At 66.8% G+C, this 26,047-nt stretch carries 20 protein-coding genes and 1 riboswitch; of the genes, 10 read left to right on the forward strand and 10 right to left on the reverse strand.

Annotated features, from left to right (window positions below; all coding sequences use genetic code 11):
• Positions 1-80 precede the first annotated feature (80 nt).
• The 4 genes from B0E49_RS14785 (at position 81) to B0E49_RS14800 (ending at position 9,513) form a co-directional block, all read left to right on the forward strand.
• Positions 81-1,739 (forward strand): MFS transporter, encoded by a 1,659-nt coding sequence (locus B0E49_RS14785; RefSeq protein ID WP_077562976.1) that lies wholly within the window; start codon positions 81-83, stop codon positions 1,737-1,739.
• Positions 1,740-1,916: 177 nt separating this feature from the next.
• Positions 1,917-2,396, forward strand: a complete 480-nt coding sequence (locus B0E49_RS14790; protein WP_077562977.1) for a hypothetical protein — start codon at positions 1,917-1,919, stop codon at positions 2,394-2,396.
• Positions 2,397-2,492: 96 nt separating this feature from the next.
• On the forward strand, positions 2,493-8,432 hold the full coding sequence (gene uvrA / locus B0E49_RS14795; protein WP_077562978.1) for an excinuclease ABC subunit UvrA: 5,940 nt from the start codon (positions 2,493-2,495) through the stop codon (positions 8,430-8,432).
• A gap of 34 nt (positions 8,433-8,466) precedes the next feature.
• Positions 8,467-9,513: a histone deacetylase family protein gene (locus tag B0E49_RS14800; RefSeq protein WP_077562979.1), complete on the forward strand. Its 1,047-nt coding sequence runs from the start codon at positions 8,467-8,469 to the stop codon at positions 9,511-9,513.
• Between the two features lie 48 nt (positions 9,514-9,561).
• Here the strand turns inward: B0E49_RS14800 and B0E49_RS14805 are convergent, their stop codons facing one another.
• From B0E49_RS14805 to B0E49_RS14820, 4 genes are all read right to left on the reverse strand, one after another.
• Positions 9,562-10,620 carry an extracellular catalytic domain type 1 short-chain-length polyhydroxyalkanoate depolymerase gene (locus tag B0E49_RS14805; protein WP_077562980.1) on the reverse strand — a complete coding sequence of 353 codons (1,059 nt, stop codon included), beginning with the start codon at positions 10,618-10,620 and terminating at the stop codon, positions 9,562-9,564.
• A gap of 84 nt (positions 10,621-10,704) precedes the next feature.
• Complete coding sequence (locus B0E49_RS14810; protein WP_077562981.1) at positions 10,705-11,529, reverse strand: HAD-IIB family hydrolase; 825 nt, start codon at positions 11,527-11,529, stop codon at positions 10,705-10,707.
• A gap of 73 nt (positions 11,530-11,602) precedes the next feature.
• Positions 11,603-13,240: a peptide chain release factor 3 gene (locus tag B0E49_RS14815; RefSeq protein WP_077562982.1), complete on the reverse strand. Its 1,638-nt coding sequence runs from the start codon at positions 13,238-13,240 to the stop codon at positions 11,603-11,605.
• Positions 13,241-13,361: 121 nt separating this feature from the next.
• The gene (locus B0E49_RS14820) at positions 13,362-15,371 is read right to left on the reverse strand and encodes a heavy metal translocating P-type ATPase (protein ID WP_077562983.1); all 2,010 of its coding nucleotides are present in this window, start codon (positions 15,369-15,371) and stop codon (positions 13,362-13,364) included.
• Between the two features lie 89 nt (positions 15,372-15,460).
• On the opposite strand from B0E49_RS14820, the gene cadR reads away from it, so the two are divergent.
• The 6 genes from cadR to B0E49_RS14850 all read left to right on the forward strand — a co-directional run bounded on the left by cadR (position 15,461) and on the right by B0E49_RS14850 (position 21,137).
• Positions 15,461-15,907, forward strand: coding sequence for a Cd(II)/Pb(II)-responsive transcriptional regulator (cadR, locus tag B0E49_RS14825; RefSeq protein ID WP_077562984.1), 447 nt, complete (start codon positions 15,461-15,463; stop codon positions 15,905-15,907).
• Between the two features lie 85 nt (positions 15,908-15,992).
• Positions 15,993-16,499 (forward strand): TspO/MBR family protein, encoded by a 507-nt coding sequence (locus B0E49_RS14830; RefSeq protein WP_174571107.1) that lies wholly within the window; start codon positions 15,993-15,995, stop codon positions 16,497-16,499.
• A 61-nt stretch (positions 16,500-16,560) separates the two neighbouring features.
• Positions 16,561-16,658, forward strand: a riboswitch (S-adenosyl-L-homocysteine riboswitch).
• A 63-nt stretch (positions 16,659-16,721) separates the two neighbouring features.
• Positions 16,722-18,155 (forward strand): adenosylhomocysteinase, encoded by a 1,434-nt coding sequence (gene ahcY, locus B0E49_RS14835; protein WP_077562986.1) that lies wholly within the window; start codon positions 16,722-16,724, stop codon positions 18,153-18,155.
• A gap of 4 nt (positions 18,156-18,159) precedes the next feature.
• A complete protein-coding gene (locus tag B0E49_RS14840) occupies positions 18,160-18,951 on the forward strand; it encodes a TlyA family RNA methyltransferase (RefSeq protein WP_077562987.1) in 792 nt (263 codons plus the stop codon).
• A complete protein-coding gene (metF, locus tag B0E49_RS14845) occupies positions 18,948-19,787 on the forward strand; it encodes a methylenetetrahydrofolate reductase [NAD(P)H] (RefSeq protein WP_077562988.1) in 840 nt (279 codons plus the stop codon). The genes B0E49_RS14840 and metF overlap by 4 nt, the downstream gene beginning before the upstream one ends.
• 72 nt (positions 19,788-19,859) lie before the next feature.
• Positions 19,860-21,137: an O-acetylhomoserine aminocarboxypropyltransferase/cysteine synthase family protein gene (locus B0E49_RS14850; protein WP_077562989.1), complete on the forward strand. Its 1,278-nt coding sequence runs from the start codon at positions 19,860-19,862 to the stop codon at positions 21,135-21,137.
• A 24-nt stretch (positions 21,138-21,161) separates the two neighbouring features.
• Here B0E49_RS14850 and B0E49_RS14855 read toward each other — a convergent pair whose 3' ends face one another.
• From B0E49_RS14855 to paaA, 6 genes are read right to left on the reverse strand one after another with little or no spacing between them, the layout of a single operon-like run.
• A complete protein-coding gene (locus B0E49_RS14855) occupies positions 21,162-22,058 on the reverse strand; it encodes a DMT family transporter (RefSeq protein ID WP_077562990.1) in 897 nt (298 codons plus the stop codon).
• Positions 22,059-22,082: 24 nt separating this feature from the next.
• Entirely contained in the window at positions 22,083-23,186 is a 1,104-nt protein-coding gene (paaE, locus tag B0E49_RS14860) for a 1,2-phenylacetyl-CoA epoxidase subunit PaaE (RefSeq protein ID WP_077562991.1), read from the reverse strand.
• Between the two features lie 45 nt (positions 23,187-23,231).
• A complete protein-coding gene (paaD, locus tag B0E49_RS14865; RefSeq protein WP_502688711.1) occupies positions 23,232-23,765 on the reverse strand; it encodes a 1,2-phenylacetyl-CoA epoxidase subunit PaaD in 534 nt (177 codons plus the stop codon).
• Complete coding sequence (paaC, locus tag B0E49_RS14870; RefSeq protein ID WP_077562992.1) at positions 23,759-24,553, reverse strand: 1,2-phenylacetyl-CoA epoxidase subunit PaaC; 795 nt, start codon at positions 24,551-24,553, stop codon at positions 23,759-23,761. Before paaC ends, paaD begins: the two co-directional genes overlap by 7 nt.
• A 20-nt stretch (positions 24,554-24,573) precedes the next feature.
• Positions 24,574-24,897, reverse strand: a complete 324-nt coding sequence (gene paaB, locus B0E49_RS14875; RefSeq protein ID WP_077562993.1) for a 1,2-phenylacetyl-CoA epoxidase subunit PaaB — start codon at positions 24,895-24,897, stop codon at positions 24,574-24,576.
• Positions 24,894-25,934, reverse strand: a complete 1,041-nt coding sequence (gene paaA, locus B0E49_RS14880) for a 1,2-phenylacetyl-CoA epoxidase subunit PaaA (RefSeq protein ID WP_077562994.1) — start codon at positions 25,932-25,934, stop codon at positions 24,894-24,896. The genes paaB and paaA overlap by 4 nt, the downstream gene beginning before the upstream one ends.
• Positions 25,935-26,047: the final 113 nt, after the last annotated feature.

The following is a 26,047-nucleotide window of genomic DNA, read 5'->3' on the forward strand; positions in this document are numbered from 1 at the left end:
CAGAACCTCGTCAGACATCTGCCGGATAGTGCGTCGCCGGGCTCAGTAGAATTTCGTTACAAATTAAAGGAGACAAATTTATGGCTACAGCAGCGGCTCACAAGCCCATGACACCCGAAGAGCGAAAAGTGATCTTCGCCTCGTCGCTGGGCACCGTGTTCGAGTGGTACGACTTTTATCTGTACGGCACCCTGGCCGTCATCATCGGCAAGCAGTTCTTCTCCAACCTGGACCCCAGCTCGCAGCTCATCTTCTCGCTGCTGGCGTTCGCGGCCGGTTTCATCGTGCGCCCGTTCGGCGCGCTCTTTTTTGGCCGGCTCGGGGACATGATCGGTCGCAAGTACACCTTCCTGGTGACGATCCTGATCATGGGCACGTCCACCTTCATCGTGGGCATTCTTCCCGGCTACGCCAGCATTGGCGTGGCCGCACCGGTGATCCTGATCGGGCTGCGCCTGCTGCAGGGCCTGGCCCTCGGGGGCGAATACGGCGGTGCCGCGACCTACGTGGCCGAGCATTCGCCGCAGCACAAGCGTGGCGCCTATACCGCCTGGATCCAGACCACTGCCACCCTGGGCCTTTTCCTGAGCCTGATGGTGATTCTGGGGACCCAGACCCTCCTGGGCCCGGTCGCCTTTGCCGACTGGGGCTGGCGTGTGCCGTTCATCGCGTCGATCGCGCTGCTGGCGGTGTCGGTGTACATCCGTCTGAGCATGCGCGAATCGCCCGCCTTCTCCAAGATGAAGGCCGAGGGCCGGACCTCCAAGGCGCCCCTGTCCGAATCGTTCGGCCAGTGGAAGAACCTGAAGATCGTGATCCTGGCGCTGGTCGGCCTGACCGCGGGCCAGGCGGTGGTCTGGTACACGGGCCAGTTCTACGCACTGTTCTTCCTGACGCAGGCGCTCAAGGTGGACGGCCCGACCGCGAACATCCTGGTGGCCCTGTCCCTGGTCATCGGTACGCCCTTCTTCATCGTGTTCGGCGCGCTGTCCGACAGGATCGGCCGCAAGCCGATCATCATGGCGGGCTGCCTGCTGGCGGTGCTGACTTACTTCCCGGTGTTCAGCGCGTTGACCCGGGCCGCCAATCCGGACCTGGCGGCGGCCCAGGCCAAGAACCGGGTGATCGTGACGGCGGATCCGGCCGAATGCTCGTTCCAGTTCAACCCGACCGGCACCGTCAAGTTCACCAGCTCCTGCGACATTGCCAAGCAGGTGCTGGCGGGCGCATCGGTCAGCTACGACAACGTCGCGGCCCCGGCCGGCACGCCGGCCACCATCAAGATTGGCGACACCGCGATCCCGAGCTACACCTCAAGAGGGCTGGCGCCCGATGAGGCCAGGAAGAAGGACGCCGAGTTCAAGAAGCTGGTGGCCGACGACCTGAAGATCGCCGGGTATCCGGTCAAGGCGGATCCGGCGAAGATGGACAAGGTCATGATCACGGTCATCCTGAGTTACCTGGTGCTGCTGGTGACCATGGTTTACGGCCCGATTGCGGCCATGCTGGTCGAGATGTTCCCGACCCGCATCCGCTACACCTCCATGAGCCTGCCCTATCACATCGGCAACGGCTGGTTCGGCGGCCTGCTGCCGACCACGGCCTTCGCCATCGTGGCCCAGACCGGCAACATGTACAACGGCCTGTGGTACCCGATCATCATCGCGGCCGTCACGCTGGTCATCGGCACCCTGTTCATCAGGGAAACCAAGGATGTGAATATTTACGCCAGGGACTGAGCCGCAACTTCGCGCCACGAATTGCCCGGCCGCTTCAAGGTCGGGTGGTTCTCCCAGGGCCCTTCGCGTGAGGGCCTTTTTTATTTCAGAAAGTCATAAGCGAAAAGTTCCAGTTGATGCCCGTGCGCGTCGCGGCTGTTGGCGTAGGCCCCAAGGCGCAGTACACTCATTGAAACAATGAGATACACAAAAACCGAAGCGGGACAACGGGCCTTGAAAGACAGGTCGGTACCCTTGACGCCGCGCCAGCGCTCCGCGTTCATCCTGTTTGACGGCAGGCGGACCCTGGCTGAGGTGCTCAGTGCCACATCCGGTCTTGGTGTCACCATGCCGGATGTGGATCACCTGGTCGAACTGGGCCTGCTGGCCACGCAGCAAGACGCCGCGCAGATGCCTCAGGCCGCTGCGGTGGCGGCCGCTCCGGCGACGACGGACGCGTCGGGCCTCGCGCTGCCGCAGCAGCGCTATCAAAACGCCTATCCCATCGCGACACGCTTGACCGCCAGCCTCGGGTTGCGGGGTTTCCGGCTCAATCTGGCGGTTGAAGCGGCCGCCGACTACCACCAGCTGGAAGATCTTGTTCCCAGGATCCGTGCGGCCGTCGGCGAAGAGAAATGCCTGCCGCTCGAGCGCGCCCTTCGAGGTCTGACGGACTGACTCTGCGCGGCGCGAGCGCGTGGCGATAACCACACGCCGCCTCGCGGGTGCCGGACTGCCTAGAATGTTCGGGCTCACCCGAAAGAATCACAAGACATGTCTCAAGGTCTCATCCGCATTCGCGGCGCGCGCCAGCACAACCTCAAAAACCTTGACCTCGACATCCGCACCGGCGAGCTGACGGTGGTGACCGGGCCGAGCGGTTCGGGCAAATCCAGCCTGGTGTTCGACACGCTGTACGCCGAAGGCCAGCGCCGTTACGTGGAAACCTTCTCCGCGTACGCGCGGCAGTTCCTCGACCGCATGGACAAGCCTGCGGTGGACAAGGTGGAGGGCGTGCCGCCGGCGATTGCGATCGACCAGACCAATCCGGTGCGCTCCTCGCGCTCCACGGTCGGCACCATGACCGAGCTCAACGATCACCTCAAGCTGCTGTTCGCGCGTGCCGCGCAGCTGTTCGACCGTGCCACGGCGCTGCCGGTGCGGCACGATTCGCCCGAGACCATCTATGCACAGATCCTGGAGCGCGCGGCGGCCTTCGCCGCGGATCCGCGCCTGGTGTTCACCTTCCCGGTGGAGCTCCCCGCCAACACCAGCCCCGAAGAAATCGAGCAATGGCTGTCGGCCAGCGGCTTCACCAAGGTGCAGGCCGAGCGCGTTGTGGGGGCTCGTAAGGTGCTCGACGTGGTGGCCGACCGGTTTCGTATCGGCAGCACCGAAAAGGCCCGTGTCGTCGAGGCCATCGAGGTGGCGCTCAAGCGCGGCAGCGGGCGGCTCAATGTGTATTGCCTGCAGGACGACCAGGAGCCTGAACTCTGGCGCTTCTCGACCGGCCTGCACTGCCCCGAAAGCGACCTGCGCTACACCGACCCGATCCCGTCGATGTTCTCGTTCAACTCGCCGGTCGGGGCCTGCGAAACCTGCCGCGGCTTTGGCCGCGTGATCGGCGTCGACTATGGCCTGGTGATCCCCAACGACAAGCTCACGCTGCGCGCCGGCGCCATCAAGCCGATGCAGACGCCGGCCTGGCAGGAATGCCAGGACGACCTGATGCGCCACGCCGAGGCGGCGGGCATTCCGCGCGACACACCGTACGCCCGGCTCACGCCCGAGCACCAGCACTGGGTCATCAACGGTTCGCCGAACTGGAACGGCAAGTGGAACCAGCACTGGTTCGGCGTCAAGCGCTTCTTCGAATACCTCGAGACCAAGTCGTACAAGATGCACATTCGCGTGCTGCTGTCCAAGTACCGCAGCTACACGCCGTGCGGCACCTGCGGCGGCGCGCGCCTCAAGCTGGAGAGCCTGCTGTGGCGCATCGGCAGCAAGGCCGATGCCGATGCGGTGCTGGCGCCGTCCAGGCGTTTTATGCCGCAAGGCGTGACCTGGTCGCGCGCGCAGCTCGAAGCGCTGCCCGGACTGTGCCTGCACGACCTGATGCTGCTGCCGATCGACCGGCTGCGGCGCTTTTTCGACCGCATGACGCTCGACCCTTCAAGCCATGCCAACGCGGGCGACACCCAGGCCCTGAAGCTGCTCTACGAAGAAATCACCACCCGCCTCAAATACCTCTGCGATGTCGGCATCGGCTACCTGACGCTGGACCGGCAGAGCCGCACCCTGTCGGGCGGCGAGGTGCAGCGCATCAACCTGACGACCGCGCTCGGCACTTCGCTGGTCAACACGCTGTTCGTGCTGGACGAGCCCAGCATCGGCCTGCACCCGCGCGACATGCACCGCATCATCGAGGCCATGCAGCGGCTGCGCGATGCCGGCAACACGCTGGTGGTGGTGGAGCACGACCCGGCCGTGATGCTGGCGGCCGACCGCATGATCGACATGGGCCCGGGACCCGGCGAGCGCGGCGGCCAGATCGTGTTCGACGGCACCACCGAAGAACTCCGGCACGCCGACACCCTGACCGGCGCCTACCTGGGCGGGCGCAAGCAGGTCGGCATGGGCTTCAAGCGCATGGTGACCGAGAACACCCCGCGACTCATCCTGGAAGGCGTGCGCGAACACAACCTGGACAACGTCAGCGTCGAGTTCCCGCTGCAGCGCCTGGTCTGTGTCACGGGCGTCAGCGGCTCGGGCAAGTCCACGCTGATCCAGGACGTGCTGGCGCCGGCCCTGTTGCGCCACTTTGGCAAATCGACCGAATCGGCGGGCCTGCACGACCGCCTGCTGGGCGCCGACCATCTGAGCGAGGTGGTGTTCGTCGACCAGTCGCCGATCGGCAAGACGGCGCGCTCCAATCCGGTCAGCTACGTGGGCGCCTGGGACACGGTGCGCGAGCTGTTCGCCAACGCGGCGCTGTCGCGCCAGCGCGGCTACACGGCCTCGAAGTTCAGCTTCAACAGCGGCGATGGCCGCTGCCCGACCTGCGGCGGCTCCGGCTTCGAGCACGTGGAGATGCAGTTCCTGTCCGACGTCTACCTGCGCTGTCCGGACTGCGACGGCAATCGCTACCGGCCCGAGATTCTGGAGGTCACGATCGAGCGCCCTTCGACAGGCTCAGGACAGGCTCGGGCCATGAATGTGGCCGACGTGCTGGACCTGACCGTCAGCGAGGCGGCCACCCTGTTTGCCGCCGACCGCGACGTGATCCGCGCGCTGCAGCCGATTGTCGATGTGGGGCTGGAGTACGTGAAGCTGGGCCAGCCGGTGCCGACGCTGTCGGGCGGCGAGGCGCAACGCCTCAAGCTGGCCGGGTTCTTGGCGGAGGCTGCCAGAAGCGCCAGCGCCAGCCGGCAGCCCATGGCCCGGCGCGGCACGCTGTTCCTGTTCGACGAGCCGACCACCGGGCTGCATTTCGACGACATCGCCAAGCTCATGCGCGCGCTGCGCAAGCTGCTCGATGCGGGCCATTCGCTGGTCGTGATCGAGCACAACCTGGACGTGATCCGCGCCAGCGACTGGCTCATCGACATGGGGCCCGAGGGCGGCGACGCCGGTGGCCGCATCGTCGCCGTGGGCACGCCCGAAGAGGTGCGCCTGCACCCTAGCTCGCATACCGGCCGGGCGCTGCGCGACTACGAGCGCTCCCTCGGACTCGGCGCGCATACGGCCGAGGAGGGCGTGCCGCTGCAGACCCTGGTGCGCGCGCGCCGCGCCCGCGTCGCCAGCGACGACGCGATCCAGATCGTCAACGCCCGCGAGCACAACCTCAAGAGCCTGTCGGTGAATATTCCGCGCGGCAAGTTCAGCGTGGTCACGGGGGTCAGCGGCTCGGGCAAGTCCACGCTGGCGTTCGACATTTTGTTCAACGAAGGCCAGCGCCGCTACCTCGAATCGCTCAACGCCTATGCGCGCTCCATCGTGCAGCCGGCCGGCCGGCCCGAGGTGGACGCGGTGTACGGCATTCCGCCCACGGTGGCCATCGAGCAGCGCCTGTCGCGCGGCGGGCGCAAGAGCACGGTCGGCACCACCACCGAGGTCTGGCACTTTTTGCGCCTGCTGTACGTCAAGCTCGGGGTGCAGCACTGCATTCATGACGGCGCCGCCGTGGCGCCGCAAACGCCCGACAGCATTGCCGCGCAGCTGCTCACCACCTTTCGCGGCCAGCACATCGGCCTGCTAAGCCCCCTGGTGCTGAACCGCAAGGGCGTCTACACCGAGCTGGCCGACTGGGCGCGCCCGCGCGGTTACACGCACCTGCGGGTCGATGGCAATTTTCTGCCCACCACGGGCTTTCCGCGCATCGACCGCTTCAAGGAACACACCATCGAGTTGCCGGTCGCCAGCCTCGATGTGACGCCCGAGAACGAGGTGCTGCTGCGCCAGGCGCTGGCCACGGCGCTGGAGCATGGCAAGGGCGTGGTGCACGTGCTCAGCCATCTCACGGGGCTGCGCGCCGCCATGATGGCCGGCACGCCCACGGCCGCGATTGGCCGGCTGGAGGCGTTCTCCACCAAACGCGCCTGCCCGGTCTGCGCCACCTCTTACGCGGAACTGGACCCGCGCCTGTTCTCCTACAACAGCAAGCATGGCTGGTGCCCTGACTGCGTCGGTACCGGCGTGCGGCTCACTAAAGAGCAGCGCAAGGTGTTCGACGATTCGGTGCAGCTCGATGACAACAAGGGGCGCGAGCGCACCTTCGCCGAGCCCGAGCTGGAGGACGTGGTGATTGATACCTGCCCGACCTGCCACGGCACGCGTCTGAATGCCACGGCGCGCGCCGTGCTGTTCGGGGCGGGGCCGGCCCCTCACCCCTGCCCTCTCCCTCTGGGAGAGGGCAGGGGTGAGGGCTCCCGCGGCGTTGCCATCACCGACATCGCCCGCCTCTCGGTCACCGACGTGCGCCGCTGGATCGAGGGCCTGGCGGCGCTGGGACGCATGACCCAGCGAGAAAAAGACATTGCGCGTGACCTGATCCCCGAAATCAAAAGCCGTCTCGAATTCCTCGAAGAAGTGGGCCTGGGCTACCTCACGCTGGACCGCGGCGCACCCACGCTCAGCGGCGGCGAGGCCCAGCGCATCCGGCTTGCGGCGCAACTCGGCAGCAACCTGCAGGGCGTGTGCTATGTGCTCGACGAGCCGACCATCGGCCTGCACGCGCGCGACAACCAGATCCTGCTGAACGCCCTGCACAAGCTCGGCGACAAGGGCAACACGCTGGTGGTGGTCGAGCACGACGAGGACACCATTCGGCGTGCCGACCACATCATCGACATCGGCCCCAGCGCCGGCAAGCGCGGCGGCCGGCTGGTGGCCGAAGGTTCGGTCGCCGACATCGAGGCCGCCGCCGATTCGCAAACCGGCCGCTACCTGCGCCACGCGATGCAGCATCCGCTGCATCCCGGGCGAATCGTGATCGGCCCCGCCGTAGCTGAATTGGGGTCGGATCCCAATTTCGCCGGAAACCCTCGAAGTGCTAAATCGCGCTCATCGAAATTGGGCTCTGACCCCATTTCGGCGGCACCCGAGCCCCATCGTTGGCTCACAGTCACCGGCGCCAACCTGCACAACCTGCAGAACGTCGACGTCGCCATCCCGCTGCAACGCCTGGTCGCCATCACCGGCGTCAGCGGCTCGGGCAAATCCACGCTGGCGCGCGATGTGCTGCTGACCAATGTGCAGGCTGCAGTCGCTCAACGTGCCACCCGCGCCGGGCGCGAGGCGAGCGATGCCGGCAGGCACCCCGCCTGGATCGGCTGCAGCGGCGTGAGCGGCTTTGAGTCGGTGGACCGCGTGTTAGAGGTGGACCAGACCCCCATCGGCAAAACGCCGCGCAGCTGCCCGGCCACCTACATCGGTTTCTGGGACACCATCCGCAAGCTGTTTGCCGAGACGCTGGAGGCGCGCGCACGCGGCTATGCGGCCAACCGTTTCAGCTTCAATACCGGCGAGGGCCGCTGCGCCGGCTGCGAAGGCCAGGGCATCCGCACCATTGCGATGAGCTTCCTGCCCGACGTCAAGGTGCTGTGCGAAACCTGCCACGGCGCGCGCTTCAACCCCGAGACGCTGGCGGTGACCTGGCGCGGCAAGAGCATCGGCGACGTGCTGCAGATGGAGGTGGACGAGGCCGTCGATTTCTTCGCCGCCATGCCGAACATCAGCCACCCGCTGCAACTGCTGAAAGACGTGGGCCTGGGCTACCTCACGCTCGGCCAGCCGTCCCCCACGCTGAGCGGCGGCGAGGCGCAGCGCATCAAGCTGGTGACCGAACTCAGCAAGGTGCGCGACGACATCACGCGGCGCGGCCAGAAGGCGCCGCACACGCTCTACGTGCTGGACGAACCCACCGTGGGTCTGCACATGGCCGACGTGGAAAAGCTCATCCATGTGCTGCACCGTCTCGTGAACGGCGGCCATAGCGTGCTGGTGATCGAGCACGACCTCGACGTGATCGCCGAGGCCGACTGGATCATCGACCTGGGGCCGGAGGGTGGCGACGCGGGCGGCCGCGTCGTCGCCGCGGCGCCGCCCCAAGAGGTGGTGCGGATCGGCACCCACACGGGCGTGGCGCTGGCGCCGGTGCTGCGCCCCCAGCGCGAAAGTTATCAGCAAAATCGGCGTGAAGCCCTTATGAAATAAGCGCAATGCGCTATCAATTCAGAAGCAAACCGACATGCTGACGATCTACAACAACCAGCACGCCCTGCACCACGGCAAGGTCGAAATGTTCCGCGGCGAACTCGTGCCGTGCTTCGAAGTACCGGCGCGTGCCGACTACGTGCTGCAGGAACTGAAGCGGCGCGGCCTCGGCGCGATCGAGGCGCCGGGCGCGTTCGATGACGCGGCCATCACGCGCGTGCATGCGCCGCGCTACGTCGAGTTTTTGCGGGGTGCCTGGGCCGAGTGGGTCGCGCTCGACCCGGCCAACGCGCAGCGCGATGCGCTGCCCTCGTACTGGCCCATCCGCGGCTTTCGCAGCGACGTGCTGCCCGCCAGTTTTGCGGCGCGCATGGGCCTGTTTTCGTACGACGCGGGCACGCCGCTGACGGCGGGCACCTGGGCCGCCGCGCGCAGCGGCGCCGCTTGCGCGTTCACGGCCGCGCGGCGCCTGCTGCAAGGCGAGCGCGCGACCTTTGCGCTGACCCGTCCGCCGGGCCACCATGCCGGCGCCGACTTCTTTGGCGGCTACTGTTTCCTGAACAACGCCGCCATCGCGGCGCAAACCCTGCGCGATGCGGGTGTGCAGCGCGTCGCGGTGCTCGACATCGACTACCACCACGGCAACGGCACGCAGGCCATCTTCTACGAGCGCGCCGACGTGCAGTTCACCAGCATTCACGGCGACCCGCACACCGAGTACCCGTACTACCTGGGCTATGCCGACGAGCGCGGCGCCGGCGCCGGACTCGGCTTCAACCACAATCTGCCGCTGGCGCGCGGCAGCGACTTTTCCGCATGGCGCGCCGCCCTGCGCGCGGCGCTGCAGGGGGTTGCCGCCTTCAGGCCCGGCGCGCTCGTAGTCTCGCTCGGGCTCGACACCTTCGCGGGCGACCCGATCGCGGGCTTTACGCTGCAAAGCGCAGACTACCTGCAGGTCGGCGCCGACCTGGCGCGCGCGGGCCTGCCCACCGTGTTCGTCTTCGAGGGCGGCTACGCGGTGGCAGAGGTCGGTGTCAACGCGGTCAATGTGCTCGAAGGGTTCGCGCAGGCGGCCCGCTGATCGTTTTACCCAGGCTCGACGATCGATGCCTTTCCGTGAAAGTACGGGCTACGCACCAGGCGTTCGCGCGGCCGCGGCGAACTGCCGCGAGGCGAAGGCCCACACCAGCCGCGTAGCATCCGGTCCCGCCGCGTCGCTGAACGGCGCGCGCGCCGCGCCGCCGCTCCAGGCATGGCCGAGCTGCGCGATCTGGCACAGCGTCACGCACGTGTGACCCTGGTGCTTGTAGTCGGTCACGCGCATCGGATGGCGCTTGCCGCGTTGCACGACGCGCAGGCCGCCGGGCGCGGCGCCGGTGGCCGTGGCCCAGATGGTGGCGCTGTCCAGTGCGTTGCTTGGCGCGACGACGAGGTCGGCATCGCCATGCAGCACCAGCAGCGGCGGCAGGGTCGTGAAGGCCGCCGCGGCGCCCAACGCCTTGCCCACGGCCGTGGCCAGCATCGCCGGCGAGTGCCGGCCACGCATGGCGCCGAGCGCGGTTGCCGGCGACTTGGCCGCGCCGGGCGCCACGCCCGAATGCATCGCCACCGCCCGGAAGCGCACCGGGTAGCGCGTGGCGAGCAGCGCTGCCATGCTGGCGCCGGCCGACAGGCCCGCGACCACCACGCGTTCGCGATCCGCCCGGTACAGCAGGCACACCTGGTCGACGGCGGCCATCAGCGTGGCGGCTTCGGCGTCGGCCTTGCCCGAGCGGTGGTCGTACCAGTTCCAGCAGCCCTGGGGGTTGGCCAGCCGGTCCTGCTCCGGATAGAGCACCAGAAAGCGCTGGCGCGCGGCCAGCTGGTCCATGCGCGTACTCACCGCGAAGTCGCGTCCCGTCTGCCCGCAGCCGTGCAGCATGACCATGAGCGGCAAGCGCTCGCCGGGCTGCAGCTTGAGATCCGGCGGACGGTACAGGTGGTAGCGGCGTGCGCCGGCCGGGCCGAGCGCCATGCCGGCGATCCAGTCGCCGCGTCCCGGCGGTGGTTTGAAATGTTTTGCGGTGGCGCGTTGCAGTTGCCCGGCCATGCGCCGTCCGCCCTGCAGGGTGGCCTTCGTGAGGGCCTTGACGTTGCGCTGGTAGGCGCGCGTCAGGGCGGAGGCGGAAAAGGTGGAACGGCGGGCCATCGGTGTGTGCGTTGGGCGTGTCAGAACACGATAGCAGCTTCCGATGTCACTGACGGTGCGCCACCAGACCAAGACGGCGCCGGCTTAGGTGCTGCCAGCATGCTCCAGAATGGCGCGCGCCAGCTCCGCAAAGCCCGCGCCGCGTTCACCCTGCGTGACATAACGCGGCGGGTGGACCAGATCGGCCTCGAAGCGCCGGATGTTGGCCACACCCACGCTGTGCGGGAAATGCTCGAACATGATCTGGTCATTGGTGGAGTCGCCCACGTAGACCCAGCGTTCGATTTCGGCGTCGAGGTCGCGCTGGAACAGTTCGCGCACGATCCAGCGCGCGCCGGCCAGCTTGTTGTGCTCGCCGAACCAGCCGTTGATGTGGATGCTGCTCACGGTGGCGGTCATGCCCTCGCGCTGCATGAGGGCGACCACCTGCGCGATCTGCACGGGCGACAGCTGCGCGAACTCGCTGTGGTCGATCGCGATGTCGGTCTCGCGGCCGGCCGAGTCCTGCGTCAGCATTGCACCGGGGATTTCGCGCAGCATGCGCTGTGCCACCTGCTGCATGCGCGCGAAGTTGGTGGCGCGCGTGGCGGCATCCTGTTGGTACAGTTTTGATAGCGCACTGTGCACGTCTGACATGGGCTTCAGGCCTTTTTTTCTTAAAGTCAACGCGACAGAACCATTTTCGGCCACGATCGCATCAACCGGCCAGGTGCGCGCAAACGGCTCGCTCCAGCCTACCGGCCGTCCCGTGATGGGGATCACATGCAGGCCGGCGCTCTGCAGGTCAGCCAGCGCCCGCAGCGCATCGGGCGTGATTGCACCGTCGGTGGTCAGCGTGTCGTCGATGTCGGTGAAGACACCGACGATGTCGCGGCGGTCTTGGCGTGGCCACAGGGTCAGGGGTTGCATGACGCTGCCTTGCTATCGTTCGCCCTGAGCCTGTCGGAGGACTTCGACAGGCTCAGCCCGAACGGAAAAGAGCCTATCCAGCACTTTGCAACGCCAGCCCCGCATGCTCGCGCAGCGGATGGAAATGAATCTTCGGAAAGCGCTCCTGCGCCAGCCGCACGTCGTAGGGCGAGGTGCACAGGTAGGCCAGCGTGTTGGCGGCGTCCCGCGCCATGCGGGCCGGGTAGGCGTTCACGAACTCGCGCAGCTCGGCGGGCGTGTCGGCGGTGATCCAGCGCGCGCCGGTGTATTGGCAGCCCTCCAGCCGCACGTCGCAGTCGTACTCGCCCTTCAGGCGGTGTTGCACCACTTCGAACTGCAGCTGGCCCACGGCGCCGAGCAGCATGGGCCCGCCGATTTCGGGACGGAACACCTGGATCGCGCCTTCCTCGCCGAGCTGCGCCAGGCCCTGCTGCAGCTGCTTGGTGCGCAGCGGGTTCTTCAGGATCACGGTCATGAACAGTTCGGGCGCGAAGAACGGCAGGCCGGTGAATTGCAGGCTGGCGCCATCGGTGATGGTGTCGCCGAGCTGCACGCCGCCGTGCGTGGTGAAGCCGATGATGTCGCCCGCATAGGCTTCATCGACCGCCTCACGCCGCTGCGACAGGAAGGTCACGACGCTGGTCGGGCGCAGCTCCTTGCCGGTGCGCTGAACGCGCAGCTTCATGCCGGGCGTGTACTTGCCCGAGGCCATGCGCACGAAGGCGATGCGGTCGCGGTGGTTCGCGTCCATGTTGGCCTGCACCTTGAACACCACGCCGGCAAAGTCCTTGTCCTCGGGCTGGATTTCCTTGATTACCGGCTGACGATTCACCAGCGTGGTGCTGGTGCGCGGCTGCGGCGGGGGCGCCAGATCCACCAGCGCGTCGAGCACTTCCATGACGCCGAAGTTGTTCACGCCGGAGCCGAAGAACACGGGGGTCTGTTTGCCCGCGAGGAAGGCTTCGCGGTCCCAGGCGGGCGAGGCGCCGGCGGCCAGCTCCATGCTCTGCTCGGCGGTTTCGAACTCGTGGCCGAAGCGCTGGAGCAGCGTGGCGCGGTCGCTCAGCGGGATCGTTTCGAAGTCCTGCGGCAGGCGTTCGCTGCCCGAGTCGAACACCGTCATGGTTTGTGTGCGCAGGTTCATGATGCCGCCGAAGCTCTTGCCCTGGCCCACCGGCCAGGTCATCGGCACGCAGGGCATGCCGAGTTCGCGCTCCACCTCGTCGAGGATGTCGAGCGGCTCACGCACCTCGCGGTCCATCTTGTTGACGAAGGTGATGATGGGCGTGTCGCGCTGGCGGCAGACCTCGATCAGGCGGCGCGTCTGCGCCTCCACGCCGTTCGCCGCGTCGATCACCATCAGCGCCGAATCGACGGCGGTGAGCACCCGGTAGGTGTCCTCCGAAAAGTCCTTGTGCCCGGGCGTGTCGAGCAGGTTGATCACATGGTCGCGGTACAGCATCTGCATGACGGAGGAGGCCACCGAGATGCCGCGCTGCTTCTCGATCTCCATCCAGTCGGAGGTGGCGTGGCGCGAGGCCTTGCGCGCCTTCACCGAGCCGGCGATCTGGATCGCGCCCGAGAACAGCAGCAGCTTTTCCGTCAGCGTGGTCTTGCCGGCGTCGGGGTGGGAGATGATGGCGAAAGTGCGGCGGCGCCGGGTTTCATCGAGATAAGAGGCGTGCTGCATGCGGTCGATTTCTTGAATAGGTGCGGATAGGTGTAACGTGTGGCGCCATTTTCGCTTATGCCCAAACCAGCCCCAAAGCCGGCGTTTCCGTCAAGAGGCACTTGAAGGCCCATGAACGGCGTCAAGCGGCGCTGGTTTTGGCCTTCAGCAGCCGCAAGCCGTTCACGATCACCAGCAGTGTCGCGCCCACGTCGGCAAACACCGCCATCCACATCGTCGCACTGCCCGACAAGGCGAGAACAATGAAGACAGCCTTGATGCCGAGCGCCAGCGAAATGTTCTGCATCAGCACGGTGTGGGTCTTGCGCGAGAGCCGGATGGCTTGCGGAATGCGGCGCAGATCGTCGTTCATGATGACCACGTCCGCGGCCTCCATGGCGGTGTCGCTGCCGGCTGCGCCCATCGCGAAGCCGATGTCGGATTGCGCCAGCGCAGGTGCGTCGTTGATGCCGTCGCCGGCCATGCCGGTGGCGCCGAAGCGTTGTTGCAGGGCCTGTATTTGCGCGAGCTTGTCCTGCGGCAACAGATGGCCGTGCGCTTCGTCGATCCCGGCCTGTACCGCGATGGTGCCGGCGGTCGCGCGGTTGTCGCCACTCAGCATGATCGTGGCGACGCCCATCGCCTTCAGTTCCGCGACGGCCTGGCGCGATGACGCCTTGATCGTGTCGGCGACCGCAAAGATCGCCACCACGGCATTCTCATCGGCCAGCAGCGTGACGGTGCGGCCCTGCCGTTCATGCACCTCGAGTGCCGCCTCGATCGCAGGGCTGCACTGCTGGCGCTCCTCGATCAACCGGTGATTGCCGAGCACATAGGTGTGGCCGTCGATGGCTCCTTGCGTGCCGCGGCCTGAGAGCGCGGTGAACCCGTCGATCTTGTGCATCCGGCAAGCCAACCCTTGCGCGATGGCCTTCGAGACGGGATGGTCGGAGCGCTCGGCCAGGCTCATGGCAATGCGTGCAATGCCGTCTTCATCGGCCCCCGGCTCAAGCGGGGCCCATTCGACCAGTCGGGGCCGGCCTTCGGTGACGGTGCCCGTCTTGTCCAGCGCCACAGCCTTCAGGAAGCGCATGCCTTCGAGGTAGCTGCCGCCCTTGATCAAAATGCCGCGCCGCGCCGCGGCCGCGAGCGCGCTGACCACGGTGACCGGCGTCGATATCACCAGCGCGCAGGGGCAGGCGACGACCAGGAGCACCAGCGCCTTGTAGATCGCTGCGAGCCAGGTCAGGCCCATCAGCCACGGCGTCAGCAGCGCGGTGGCCAGCGCCAGCACGAACACGGCCGGCGTGTAGATCGCCGCAAAACGATCGACCAGGCGCTGTGTCGGCGCACGCGTTGCCTGCGCCTGCTCGACGGCGTGGATGATGCGGGTGAGCAGGGTGTTGGCGGCCGCCGCCGTGACGCGGAACTGCAGCTCGCCGGTCTGGTTGATGGTGCCCGCGAAAACCATGTCGCCCACGGTGCGGTCCACGGGCAGGCTCTCTCCGGTGACCGGGGCCTGATTCACGGCGCTGCGGCCTGCGGTGATGATGCCGTCGAGCGGCACGCGCGCGCCGGGGCGGATACGGACGGTCGCGCCCAGCGCGACATCGGCGGCGCGCACGGCCACCCATCGCTGGTCCGCCTGCAGCACCTGCGCCTGTTCGGGCGCGAGCGCCACCAGGCTCTGGATGGCGTGGCGCGCGCGGCCGGCGGCGCGCGCCTCGATCAGCTCGGCAATGGCATACAGCGCCATGACCATGGCCGCTTCCGGCCACTGGCCGATGGCGAAGGCGCCTGTCACGGCCACGCTCATCAGCGCATTGATGCCCAGCCTGCCCCGGCGCAGCGCCGTGAGGCCGCTGGCATAGGTCTCGGCGCCCGCGAGCCAGATCGCGACGGCCGCGATGGCCAGCCCGGCATATTTCAGCGCGGGGATACCACTGGCGAAGAAATGCAGCGCCTCCGCGCCGATCGCCAGCGCGAGTGCGGCACCCAGGCGCGCAATGCCCGTTGGCTGGTCGTGGTGGTGGTCATGCCCCGCGTGAGCGTCATGCGTCTCCTGCGGCGGGGGCGTTGGCGGTGCCCTGCCCCCGGTAGCGCAGCACCCGTCTGCGCTACCGGGGGCGGGGGTGTGTCTGGTTTCGGCCATGGGGTGGTCTTCTCATCTGGCCTCTATTGAAAACCCTGTAGTAGGTATAGAGTCAAGCAGTCTCAAAATGGCATTGAGAGGAGCTGCCTATGAAGATCGGCGAACTGGCCCGGGCGACGCTCACCCCGCTGGAGACCATCCGCTTTTACGAACGTGAAGGCCTGCTACCCGACGCGGGCCGCACTGATGGCAACTACCGTATCTACGGCCAGCAGCATGTCGAGCGGCTGACCTTTATCCGCCACTGCCGCACGCTCGATATGGCGCTCGGCGAGATTCGCGCGCTGTTGCGCTTCAAGGCCTCGCCGCAGGAGAACTGCGCGGCAGTCAACGAACTGCTCGATGACCATATCGGCCATGTGGCGCAGCGCATCCGCGAACTGCGCGCCCTGGAAAAGCAGTTGAAGGTGCTGCGCCAGCAATGCAGCGAGGCCAACGCAGCCGCCGACTGCGGCATTCTCAAGGGGCTGTCGGGCGTCATGGTGGCCGACCGCTCCCCGCCGAAGAGCCGCAAGCATGTGCAGGGCACGCATTAGGGGCGGCCTTTGCGGCGGCTCACCGGCTTGCCGGACCAGGGCGTAGCGATAATGTTCAGGGCGTCCCCTCTCATTCTTTAGACCCATGCCCACCACTACCCTGCAGCCGCGTTCCCGTCAGATGCAACTCCTGGGGCTCGTCGCCTGGCTCGTCCTCTCGTTTGTGGCGGCCGGTGTTGGCGCCATTGCATCGGTCGAGGCGGCATCGTTCTACGCGCAACTCATGCAGCCGTCGTGGGCGCCGCCGGCGTCCGTCTTCGGGCCAGTCTGGTCCGTCCTCTACGCACTCATGGGCGTGGCCGCATGGCTGGTGTGGCGCGAGCGGGCGGCAACGCGAGAGGCGCTCACGCTGTTTGTCGCGCAACTGGCCGCCAATGCACTGTGGTCGTGGCTTTTCTTCGCCTGGCACCAGGGGGCGCTGGCGTCCGCAGAGGTGCTGGTGTTGCTGCTGCTCATCGCCGCCACCGTCGTCGCGTTCTGGCGCATCCGCCGCCTGGCCGCGGTGCTTATGCTGCCGTACCTGGTGTGGGTGTCTTTTGCATCGGCGCTGACCTGGTCCATCTGGCAAAGCAACCCCGGGCTTCTCCAGTGAGTCCTGTCGCGGCCAGGGTCCATCCCGACCCCGCCCTCTGAACTTCACGGTAAAATACGCCACTTCCGAGGAGCGTTGCAGTTCACACCATGTGGACGAGGCTCGGACAGCATGGCTTGCCAAACCCGGCGCGCCGTGCATCAACCGCGCTCACCCACGGGTCTGTGCGGTGAGTTTTCCCCCGCAGCCCGTGGTTGTTCAAATTCATTTTTGGAGTTAACCATGAGCGCTGTTCTCAAACCTGCCACCCACCAAGATTCCGTTGTTGCCGACCTGTCGCTGGCCGCCTGGGGCCGCAAGGAGCTCAACATTGCCCAGACCGAAATGCCCGGCCTGATGGCCATCCGCGAAGAATTCGCCAAGAGCCAGCCGTTGCAGGGCGCGCGCATCACCGGCTCGCTGCACATGACGATCCAGACCGGCGTGCTGATCGAGACGCTGCAGGCGCTCGGCGCGCAGGTGCGCTGGGCCTCGTGCAACATCTTCTCGACACAGGACCATGCCGCCGCCGCGATTGCCGCCCAGGGCACGCCGGTGTTCGCCATCAAGGGCGAGTCGCTCACCGACTACTGGGATTACACCCACCGCATCTTCGACTTCGGCGCCAAGGGCACGCCCGGTGAAGGCCCGAACATGATCCTGGACGACGGCGGCGACGCTACGCTCTTGATGCACCTGGGGCAGCGCGCCGAAAAGGATCTGGGCGTGCTGGCGAATCCGACCAGCGAGGAAGAACGCATCCTCTACGCCGCGATCAAGGCCAAGCTGGCCGTCGATGCCACCTGGTACACCCGCAAGTCGGCCGAGATTATCGGCGTGACCGAGGAAACCACCACCGGCGTGCACCGCCTGAACGAGATGTCGGCCAAGGGCACCTTGCTGTTCCGCGCCATCAACGTGAACGACTCGGTGACCAAGAGCAAGTTCGACAATCTCTATGGCTGCCGCGAATCGCTGGTGGACGGCATCAAGCGCGCCACCGACGTGATGATCGCCGGCAAGGTGGCCTGCGTGGCCGGCTATGGCGACGTGGGCAAGGGCTCGGCGCAGGCGCTGCGCGCGCTGTCGGCGCAAGTCTGGGTCACGGAAATCGACCCGATCAACGCGCTGCAGGCCGCGATGGAAGGCTACAAGGTCGTGACCATGGAGTACGCCGCCGACAAGGCCGACATCTTCGTCACCACCACCGGCAACAAGAACGTCATCACGCACGACACCATGGTCGCCATGAAGGACCAGGCCATCGTCTGCAACATCGGCCACTTCGACAACGAGATCGATGTCGCCTCGATCGAGAAGTACGAGTGGGAAGAGATCAAGCCGCAGGTGGACCACATCAAATTCCCGGACGGCAAGAAGATCATCCTGCTGGCCAAGGGGCGCCTGGTGAACCTGGGCTGCGGCACGGGGCATCCGAGCTTCGTCATGTCCTCATCCTTCGCGAACCAGACCATCGCGCAGATCGAGCTGTTCACCAAGCCCGATGCCTACCAGGTCGGCAAGGTCTATGTGCTGCCCAAGCACCTCGACGAGAAGGTCGCGCGCCTGCACTTGAAGAAGGTCGGTGCGATGCTGACCGAGCTGACCGACGAGCAGGCCGCCTATATCGGCGTGAGCAAGAACGGCCCGTACAAGGCCGACAGTTACCGCTATTGAACGCATGCGCGCCGACCAGTTGCTGCAGGGACGCGGCCTTGCCACGTCGCGTTCGCAGGCCCAGCGCCTGATCTCGGCGGGCGTGCGCTGGCAGCCCGCCATGACGCACGCCGCGGCCTGGAAAACCATCGCCAAAAACAGCGACGACGTGCCGGCGGACGCGCGCATTGAATTGCTCGATGCCGCCGAGGCGCGCTATGTGTCGCGCGGCGGCCTCAAGCTGGAGGGCGCGCTGCGCCAGAGCGGTTTGAGCGTGGCCGGCAAGCGCTGCCTGGACGTGGGCCAGTCGACCGGGGGCTTCACCGATTGCCTGCTGCAGCATGGCGCGGCCCGCGTGGTCGGCGTGGACGTGGGCCATGGCCAGCTGCACCCGGCCATGCGCGGCGACGCGCGCGTGCTCTGCATCGAGGGCGTCAACGCCCGCGCCCTGGATGCTACTGATTTAATAGCTGATAGCGAAGATGAGACGGGGGCTACAGCTTCATTTGATGAAAACTTTGAGGTGATTGTGGGCGACCTGTCGTTCATCTCGCTCACGCTGGTGTTGCCGGCGCTGGTGCCCCTGCTGGCGTCGCAGGACGCGCTTCTGATGCTGGTCAAGCCGCAGTTCGAGCTGCAGCCGGGGCAGGTCGGCAAGGGCGGCATCGTCAGGGACGCCACGCTCTACACCCTGGTCGAGCAGCGCATTCGCGAGAGTCTGGCGTCCCTGCAGATGCAGGTGCTGGGCTGGTATGACAGCGCCATCACCGGCGGCGACGGCAACCGCGAGTTTTTTGTTTACGCCACCAAACCATGAACCCTCCTTCCACCCTACCGGTCAGTTTTGAATTCTTTCCACCGAAAACGCCCGAGGGCGTCGAGAAGCTGCGTGTGGTGCGCCAGGCCCTGTATGCGCAAAAGCCCGAGTTTTGCTCGGTGACTTACGGTGCGGGCGGCTCCACGCACGAAGGCACTTTTGCCACGGTGCGCGACATCCTGGCCGAAGGCGTAGCCGCCGCCTCGCATTTTTCCTGTATCGGCGCGACCCGCGCCTCGGTGCGTGAGCAACTGGGTCAGCTCCGGGCCATGAAGGTGAATCGGCTGGTGGCCTTGCGCGGCGACCTGCCCAGCGGCTACGGCGCCGGCAGCGAGTTCCACCATGCCAGCGACCTGGTGGCCTTTATCCGCGCCGAGACGGGCGACCACTTTCACATCGAGGTCGCCGCCTACCCCGAGATGCACCCGCAGGCCAAGTCGCCGCAGGCGGACCTGCAGGCCTTCGCCACCAAGGTCAAGGCCGGCGCCGACTCGGCCATCACGCAGTACTTCTACAGCGCCTCGGCCTACCTGCGCTTCATGGACGAGACGCGCAAGCTCGGCGTCGATGTGCCGGTGGTGCCCGGCATCATGCCGATCACCAGCTCCACGCAGCTGATGCGCTTTTCCGATGCCTGCGGCGCCGAAATCCCGCGCTGGATTCGCCTGCGCCTGCAAAGCTTTGGCGACGACACGGCGAGCATCCGCGCCTTTGGCCTGGACGTGGTGACCGACCTGTGCATGCTGCTGCGCGGTGCCGGCGTGCCGGGGCTGCACTTCTACACGATGAACCAGTCGGTCGCCACGCTGGAAATCTGCCGCCGGCTGGGGTTATGAGCTTGTAACTTTTTGGTCGTCGACAGCGGGTCGATCACGGTCTAGGATGGTCGACTTTTGTGGAGCAAAAACATGAAGATTGAAACCCTCGCCGTGCACGCGGGCTACAGCCCCGATCCCACCACCAAGTCGGTGGCGGTGCCGATCTACCAGACCGTGGCCTACGCGTTCGACGACACGCAGCACGGCGCCGACCTGTTCGACCTCAAGGTGGCGGGCAATATCTACACCCGCATCATGAATCCGACCACGGCGGTGCTCGAAGCGCGCGTGGCGGCGCTGGAGGGCGGCGTGGGCGCGCTCGCGGTGGCCTCCGGCATGACGGCCGTCTCCTATTCGATCCAGACCATTACCGCATCCGGCGACAACATCGTGTCGGCTTCTACTTTGTACGGCGGCTCCTACAACCTGTTCGCCCACACCTTTCCGCAAATGGGCATCGAGGTGCGTTTTGCCGACTACCGTGATCCGGCCTCGTTTGCCAAGCTGATCGACGCCCGCACCAAGGCGATCTTTTGCGAGTCCATTGGCAACCCGCTGGGCAACGTGACCGACCTGGCCGCGCTGGCCAGGGTCGCGCACGACCACGGCGTCCCGCTGATCGTCGACAACACCGTGCCCAGCCCGTACCTGTGCCGTCCGTTCGAGCATGGAGCCGACATCGTGGTGCATGCGCTGACCAAGTACCTGGGCGGCCATGGCACCAGCCTGGGCGGCGCGATCGTCGACTCGGGCAAGTTCCCGTGGGCCGAGCACAAGGAACGCTTCAAGCGCCTGAACGAGCCCGACGTGAGCTACCACGGCGTGGTCTACACCGAGGCCTTCGGCCCGGCCGCCTACATCGGCCGCGCGCGCGTGGTGCCGCTGCGCAACCTGGGCGGCGCGCTGAGCCCGATGAACGCGTTCCAGATCCTGCAGGGCATCGAGACGCTGCCGCTGCGCATGGACCGCATCTGCGAGAACAGCCTGCGCATTGCGCAGCATCTGCAGGCGCATCCCAAGGTGGCCACGGTGAACTACGCCGGCCTGCCCGAGCACCCCGACCATGCGCTGGTCAAGAAGCTCATGGGTGGGCGCGCCTCGGGCATCATCAGCTTTGGCCTGAAGGCGCCCGACGCCCGCGCGGCCGGCGCCCGTTTTCAGGACGCGCTCAAGCTGTTTCTGCGACTGGTGAATATCGGCGACGCCAAATCGCTGGCCTGCCATCCGGCCTCGACCACGCACCGCCAGCTCGATCCGCAGGAACTGGCCAAGGCCGGTGTTTCGGAAAACATGGTGCGCCTGTCGGTCGGCATCGAGCATATCGACGATCTGCTGGAAGACCTGGACCAGGCGCTGGCCGCGGTCTGAAGCAGCGCAGGAACTCGCCGGCCGTCAGTCGGACCGGCGGTTGACCAGATAGATGCCGGGCAGCACCAGCGCCATGCCCACGGCGTGGTAGCCGTGCACCGGCTCGCCCAGCACCAGCCAGGCCATCACGGCCGCATACAGCGGCCCGAGGTACAGCACCACGCTGACGCGCGCGGCGCCCAACTCGCGCAGCATGACCGAATAGGCGAGATACGCGGCGAAGCCCGGCAGCAGGGCGGCCGCCAGCGCCAGTTCGAACCCGGCCCTTGAGAATGCGGGAACGGGGCTAACGGCGGCCTCCCAGGCGGCAAAGGGCAGCAGCACCGCCACGCCGGCCAGGCTGATCACACCGAGCCGCGCGCCGTCCCCGAGCGGGCTGGGCCAGCGCCTGAGCAGCAGCGAGTAAAACGTCCACGCCACGGTGGCGGCCAGAATCCAGGCGTCGCCCACCGACCACTGCACCCTGGCCAGCTGTGCCCATTCGCCCTTGAGCACCACGTGCAGCACGCCCGCCAGCGCCAGCGCCACGCCGCAGGCCTGCACGGCGCTGAACGGCTCCTTCAGCCAGAGCCGGGAGATCACGACGATCATCACCGGCGAGAGCGCGTAGATCAGCGCGATGTTGGTGGCGCTGGTGGTATGCCCGCCAAGATAGACCCAGGCGCCGCAGATCCACATGCCCAGTGCGCCGAGCACCACGCTGTGGCGCCAGTCGGCGAGGATGAGCCGGCGCTGCGCCCACAACTCGGTGCGTGCGAAAAAGCAGAAAAGCAGCCCCGCCATGAGCCAGCGCTGCAGCGCCAGCACGTGCGGCTCGATCACGCCGGGCGCGCGGCGCGCGATCAGATAGTTGACGGACCAGAAGGCAGGGGTGATGAAAATCAGTGCAACGGCGAGGCGCTGCCGGGAACGTGAAGACATGCCGCCATTATTGCGGGTGCGCTTTCAACGCTCGTCGTAGCTCACCACCAGCCGGTCCGTCAGCGGCCGCGCCTGGCAGGTCAGCACAAAGCCCTTGTCCATCTCCCAGGGCTCGAGCGTGAAGTTCTTGTCCATCCGGACCTCGCCCTCGATCACCTTGGCGCGGCAGGTGCAGCAGACGCCCGCCTTGCACGAGTAGGGCAGATCCAGCCCCGCGGCCAGCGCCGCATCGAGCACATGGTCGTCCCGCCCCATGCGCAGTTCGTTCGGTTTGCCGTCGAGCATCACGGTCAGCGCGACGGTTCCGCCCTCGGCCTTTTGCTGGCCGGCAGCCACGGCGGCCTGGCGCTCGGCCGGGGCAAGCGCTTCCAGCGTGGGCGAGGTGAAGCGTTCAGTATGAATCTGCCGCTGCGGCACGCCGGCCGCCAGCAGCGCGGCCTCGGTGTCCTCGATCATGGCCTCGGGGCCGCAGATGAACACCTCGTCCATGCTGCCCACGGGCAGCAGTGCGGCAATGACGGCCCGCACCTTGTCGCCGTCGATGCGGCCCTGCAGCAGGTCCACTTCCTGCGCCTGGCGCGACAGCACATGGATCAGCGTGAGGCGCGAGGGATAGCGGTCTTTCAGGTCCTGCAGCGTTTCGTTGAACATCACGCTGGCCATGCGGCGGTTGCCGTAGACCAGCGTGAATTTGGACTCGGGCTGTTCCTCCAGCGTGGTGGCCATGATGGACAGGATGGGCGTGATGCCGGAGCCCGCCGCAAAACCCACGCGGTGCAGCGCGCGCGGGCGGCGCACGCCGAAGCGCCCGTCGGGCGGCATCACTTCGATCGTGTCGCCGGCCTTGAGCCGGGTCGCGGCCCAGTTCGAGAACACGCCGCCGTCCATCGGGCGAATGCCGACCTCCACCTCGTGCGCAGCGCTTAGCCGGCTGCGCGGACAGCAGATGGAATAGCTGCGGCGCACCGATTCGCCGTTGATGTCGGCGCGCAGCGTCAGGAACTGGCCGGGCTCGAACGCAAAGGTCTCGCGCAGCGCGGGCGGAATGGCCAGCGTGACGGCCACGGCACCGGCCGCTTCAAGGCTGATGCGCGAGACCGTGAGGTCATGAAAATGGGGAATGGCCATGGGGTGGGGCGCTGTTGCGAGCGTGCGGTGTGGGTTTGCGTGAGGTCAGTGGGGCTTGAAGAGGTCGAACGGTTCCATGCAGTCCAGGCACCGGTACAGGGCCTTGCAGGCGGTCGAGCCAAAGTGCGAGGTCTCGGTCGTGTTCTCGGAGCCGCAGCGCGGGCAAGCCACAGCCGGGGCTGCCTGTTGCGCTACTGATTTTGTAGCGAATCGAATCACGTTGCTGGCCGCCAGGGTGTGCGGCGGCGCGATGCCGTACTCGCGCAGCCGGGTCCGGGCGCTCTCGGTCATCCAGTCGGTGGTCCAGGCCGGCGCGAGTTGCGTCACGACCCGCGCGGCGATTCCGTGCGCCTGCAGCGCGGCGCGCACATCGTCCTCGATCTGGCCCATGGCCGGGCAGCCGCTGTAGGTCGGGGTGATGACGATCTCGAGTTCGCCGTCCCGGCTGCGGATGTCGCGCAGGATGCCCAGCTCGCGGATCGAGACCACCGGGATCTCGGGGTCGGTGACCGCCTCGAGCAGCGTCCACACCTCCTGCAACTCGGGCGCCAGCGGCGGTTGCGCGACGGTGTTCACCACGTGGCCTCGGGGTGTTGCCGCGCCAGCCCCTGCATCTCGCCCAGCAGGTAGCTCAGGTGCTCGGAATGCAGCCCCTTCTTGCCTTGCGGAATGTAGCCGCCGGCCGGCGGCCGCGCCAGCGTGGCCTCCATCAGGGCGTCGTCCACCAGCGTGTTCCAGGCGGCTTGCAGCGTCGCGGTGGGAACTCCGGTGGCGTCCCCGCTTGCTGCGGTTTCCATGGCACTCGGCGTCCAGAACTCCTGGGCGTAGGGCATTAAATGGTTCAAGGCGGCTTGTGCCCGGGCATGCGATTCGGCCGTGCCGTCGCCCAGGCGCACCAGCCAGTCGCGCGAATGGCGCAGGTGGTAGTGAGCCTCTTTCAGCGACTTGGCCGCAATGGCGGCGAGCTGCGCGTCATGGGAGCTTTGCAGCGCTTCCCAGAGCAGCACCATCAGCGCGCTGTAGAGGAAGTTGCGGGCGATGGTGGTGGCGTAGTCGCGCTCGGCGGCGGCGCCGGGCGCCAGCGCACCGTGGTGCGGCAACTCCAGCAGGGTGTAGTTGCGGAACTCTGCGGCGTCGCGAAAGTAGGCCAGTGCGTCTTCCGTCACGGCCTCGGTGGCGCCGTCGCTCATGAGGGCGGCGGCGTGCTGGTACAGCAGGCGGGCCTGGCCGATCAGGTCCAGGCTCATGTTGGCCAGCGCAATGTCTTCTTCCAGAATCGGGCCGTGGCCGCACCACTCGGCGTTGCGCTGGCCCAGCACCAGCGCGTTGTCGGCCAGGTGCAGCAGGTAGTCGGTGTGCGCGTTCATGACTTGCCCTGTCGCTGCCATCACATGTGCCCCACTTCGTCGGGAATTTCGTAGAAGGTGGGGTGGCGGTAGATCTTGTCGGCCGCAGGGTCGAAGAACTCGGCCTTATCCTGGGGCGCGCTGGCGGTGATGGTGGCCGAGGGCACGACCCAGATGCTCACGCCTTCCTGGCGCCGCGTGTACACGTCGCGCGCCATTTGCAGCGCCTGCGCGGCGTCGGCGGCGTGCAGGCTGCCGCAGTGCTTGTGCTCCAGGCCCTGCTTGCTGCGCACAAAAACCTCCCACAGCGGCCACTCCTTGAGGGCCGGTGTGACAGAGGGCGTGGAGAGGGCGGGTGTACTCATGCGACTTCCTTCTGTTGGCGGGCCCTTTGTTTGGCGGCATGGGCCAGCGCCGCGTCGCGCACCCATTGACCTTCTATGTGCGCCTTCACGCGCGTGCCCAGGCGTTCCTTGTTGCATGGGCCGTTGCCGTTGACGGTGGCCCAGAACTCGTCCCAGTCGATCGCGCCGTAGTCGTGCTGCTGGCGCGCCTCGTTCCATTTCAGATCCGGGTCGGGCAGCGTCACGCCCAGCACCCGGGCCTGCGGCACGGTGGCGTCGACAAATTTTTGCCGCAGCTCGTCGTTGGAGACGCGCTTGATGCCCCAGCGCATGCCCTGCGCACTGTTCGGACTGTCGGCGTCGGGCGGGCCGAACATCGCCAGCACCGGCCACCACCAGCGGTTCACCGCGTCCTGCACCATGTCGCGCTGGGCCGGCGTGCCCTTCATCTGCGCCAGCAGGCTCTCGTAGCCCTGGCGCTGGTGGAACGATTCCTCCTTGCAGACGCGGATCATGGCGCGCGCATACGGTCCGTAGCTGCAGCGGCACAGCGGAATCTGGTTCATGATGGCAGCGCCATCGACCAGCCAGCCGATCACGCCCACATCGGCCCAGGTCAGGGTCGGGTAGTTGAAGATCGAGCTGTACTTGGCGCGCCCGCTGTGCAGGCCGTCCAGCATCTGCTCGCGCGCGGTGCCCAGCGTCTCGGCCGCGCTGTACAGATACAGGCCGTGGCCGCCTTCGTCCTGCACCTTGGCCAGCAGAATGGCCTTGCGCTTGAGCGAGGGCGCACGCGAAATCCAGTTGCCCTCGGGCTGCATGCCGATGATCTCGGAGTGCGCGTGCTGGCTGATCTGGCGCACCAGCGTCTTGCGGTAGGCCTCGGGCATCCAGTCCTGCGGTTCGATTTTCTGGTCGGCGTCGATTTTTTCGTCGAAGCGGGTTTGCAGCTGCGTTTGCCGCGCAAGCTCCGCGTCATTCAAGGGGCGGGTCACCGCCTTGAGCGCGGGTTTGCCGGAATGGTCCCCATCGGGGACATCGAGCGACTGGGTGTACATACGAAGGGCTCCTGTGCCGGCCAAAAAGGCGACTGGTGCCAGTATAGCGAATTAACCGACCGATCGGTCGGTTAATTGTGCAAACCGCTGTCAGCCGAGCTTGTTGCGCGCCA

Origin of the sequence: Polaromonas sp. C04 (assembly GCF_002002705.1) — a bacterium.
Taxonomy (GTDB): domain Bacteria; phylum Pseudomonadota; class Gammaproteobacteria; order Burkholderiales; family Burkholderiaceae_C; genus Rhodoferax_A.